This window comes from Mucilaginibacter sp. (assembly GCF_039207105.1).
Classification (GTDB): Bacteria; Bacteroidota; Bacteroidia; order Sphingobacteriales; family Sphingobacteriaceae; genus Mucilaginibacter.
Genome location: NZ_JBCECK010000301.1, coordinates 1 through 2,646, shown reverse-complemented (window position 1 = coordinate 2,646; position 2,646 = coordinate 1). Strand labels below are relative to the sequence as shown.

General features: G+C 39.5%; 2 protein-coding genes. Both read left to right on the top strand.

The annotated features are described in order from the left end of the window. Positions 1-209: 209 nt before the first annotated feature. Complete coding sequence (locus AAGC65_RS25855; protein ID WP_343115339.1) at positions 210-1,346, top strand: efflux RND transporter periplasmic adaptor subunit; 1,137 nt, start codon at positions 210-212, stop codon at positions 1,344-1,346. 117 nt (positions 1,347-1,463) lie between these two features. Next, positions 1,464-2,646: efflux RND transporter permease subunit (locus AAGC65_RS25850; protein ID WP_343115338.1), on the top strand; the 1,183-nt coding region annotated here is incomplete at its 3' end.

Sequence of the window (2,646 nt, the reverse complement as noted above, 5' to 3'; positions counted from 1 at the left end):
AACAAACAATGGACATTAATTTTTACCTATTACTTATTAGCAGTGTAAGTCAGGTTAAAACTGCTCAATCAAAACAATCAGATAAAAACACATAGCTGACATTTAATAAATATCATGAACTGTAAAGAACATAACTCAATCAACATATATCTACCGGGCTTCGGCTCATTTTAATCCTATCATTTATCATCAACAAAAAAGTAATTATCATGAAAAGTATCATTTTAGCGCTTGTAGCCCTTTCATTATACGGTTGTTCATCAGCACCACAGGCACCACAAGCACCGCCGCCACCATCATTACCGGTTGCAGCCATTACATCTGCTACAGAAACCACTTATCAGGAATATCCTGCATCAATACAAGGTACTGTTAACGTTGAAATACGCCCACAGGTAAGCGGAACTTTAGATAAAGTATTTGTTGACGAAGGCGCTTTTGTAAACGCTGGTCAGCCAATATTTAAAATCAATGAGCAACCTTATCGTGCAGCATTAAATAACGCCCTTGCAGCATTACACGCTGCCGAAGCTTCACAGGTTAACGCGCAATTAGAGGTTGACAAACTTACCCCGCTTGTTCAAAACAAGGTTGTATCGGATTACCAATTAAAAACAGCTAAAGCGGCTTATCAGGTTGCAACAGCCAATATTGAATCGGCTAAAGCTAATGTGGCTACCGCTCAGATCAATTTAGGTTATACCCTGATCAAAGCTCCGGTAAGCGGTTACATTGGTCTTTTAGATAAGAAACAAGGTACATTAGTTGGCCCACAGGATGCTACTTCCCTTACGCAATTATCTGATGTACATGATGTACATGTTTATTTCTCTTTAGGCGAAAAGGATTTTGTAACTTTTAAAGAACAATATCCAGGTCAAACCTTAACCGATAAACTAAAACAATTACCATCAGTATCATTATTGCTGGCAGACGGTACAGAATATACCAAACAGGGTAAGATAGACATTATAGATGGTCAGTTTGATAAAAACACTGGCGCTATAACACTAAGAGCAACTTTTACCAACCCACAAGGTTTATTACGTTCAGGTAACACAGGTAAAGTTCGTTTAAGCCTTGAGCACAAAGATGCTTTGATCGTACCTGAATCTGCAACTATTGAAATGCAGGACAAAGTGTTTGTATTTGCAGTAGGCGATAGCAGCAAGGTTAAAAAACAAGCTATTACCATTGTTGGTAAAAATGGCGACAATTATCTGGTTAAGGACGGCGTAAAAGTAGGCGACCAGATTGTATTAAGCGGCATTGACAAATTACAGGAGGGTATGGTGATCCACCCGGAAAAGGCAGCTGATAAAGTAGCCGCTGTAACAAAAAACTAATATAGATCAGATACAAGAATCAGGAATCAGGATGTAAGAAGAAGAGATGAATAAAGGCATAGGTTGTCTTAGTTCTGGACTCTTAACTCTTGTTTCTAACACTTAAACTTTAAAGTCATGTTTCAGAAATTTATAGAAAGACCGGTACTATCAACTGTTATCTCCATATTATTGGTGATAGTTGGTATACTTGGTTTAACAAAACTGCCCTTAGAGCGGTTCCCTAATATCGCACCTCCGTCGGTATTGGTTTCTGCAGTGTACCCGGGCGCTAATGCCGAGACAATTTTACGTTCCGTGACCCCGTCATTGGAAGAAGCAATTAATGGTGTGGAAAACATGACCTACATGACCTCCACTGCCAGTAATGACGGTACATTGGGTATCACTGTATACTTTCAACAAGGTACTAACCCCGATCAGGCGGCTGTGAACGTTCAAAATCGTGTTTCACAAGCAACAAGCCAGTTACCTGCCGAGGTTGTTCAGTACGGTATTACTACCACTAAACAACAAAACAGTTTTATTGGAGCTATGGGTATCTACTCAGAAGATCCTAAAAAATACGATGCGGTCTTTGTAAATAACTATGCACAGATCAATATCATTCCAGAGATCAAACGTATTCCGGGTGTAGGTTCTGCCAGTGTATTTGGTGGTATTAAAGACTACTCTATGCGTGTTTGGTTGAATCCTACTCAGTTGGCAACTTATAAAATTACACCTGCCGAGGTGATGGCCGCTATACAGGATAAAAACTTAGAGGCCGCTCCGGGTAGATTTGGTGAGCGTAGTAATGAAGCGTTTGAATATGTAATTAAATATAAAGGTAAGCTTACTACACCAGAAGAATATCAGAATATAGCTATCCGCGCAAATGCAGATGGTTCTGTATTACGTTTAAAAGATGTCGCACGTGTAGAATTAGGTGCTTACAGCTATGGTAGCGTGAACCGCTTAAACGGCCATGAGGGTATTACTATTGGTATTATACAATTGGCCGGTTCAAACGCCAACGAAATTCAGATTGCTATTGATAAGCTGATGGTGAAATTATCAAAGGATTTTCCTGTTGGTATCAAATACAATCAGTTTTATCGTACTAAAACGGATCTTGATGAGTCAATTGATCAGGTTGAGCATACCCTGGTAGAAGCGTTTATCCTGGTATTTATCGTAGTATTTATATTCCTGCAGGATTTCAGGTCAACTCTGATCCCTGCTATAGCTGTTCCGGTGGCTATTATAGGTACTTTCTTCTTCATGAACCTTTTCGGTTTCTCGGTTAACTTGTTAACAC

What these genes read in the sequence shown, in the direction of transcription:
- AAGC65_RS25855 (WP_343115339.1), top strand. Translation starts at nt 210, where the DNA reads ATGAAAAGTATCATTTTAGCGCTTGTAGCCCTTTCATTATACGGTTGT.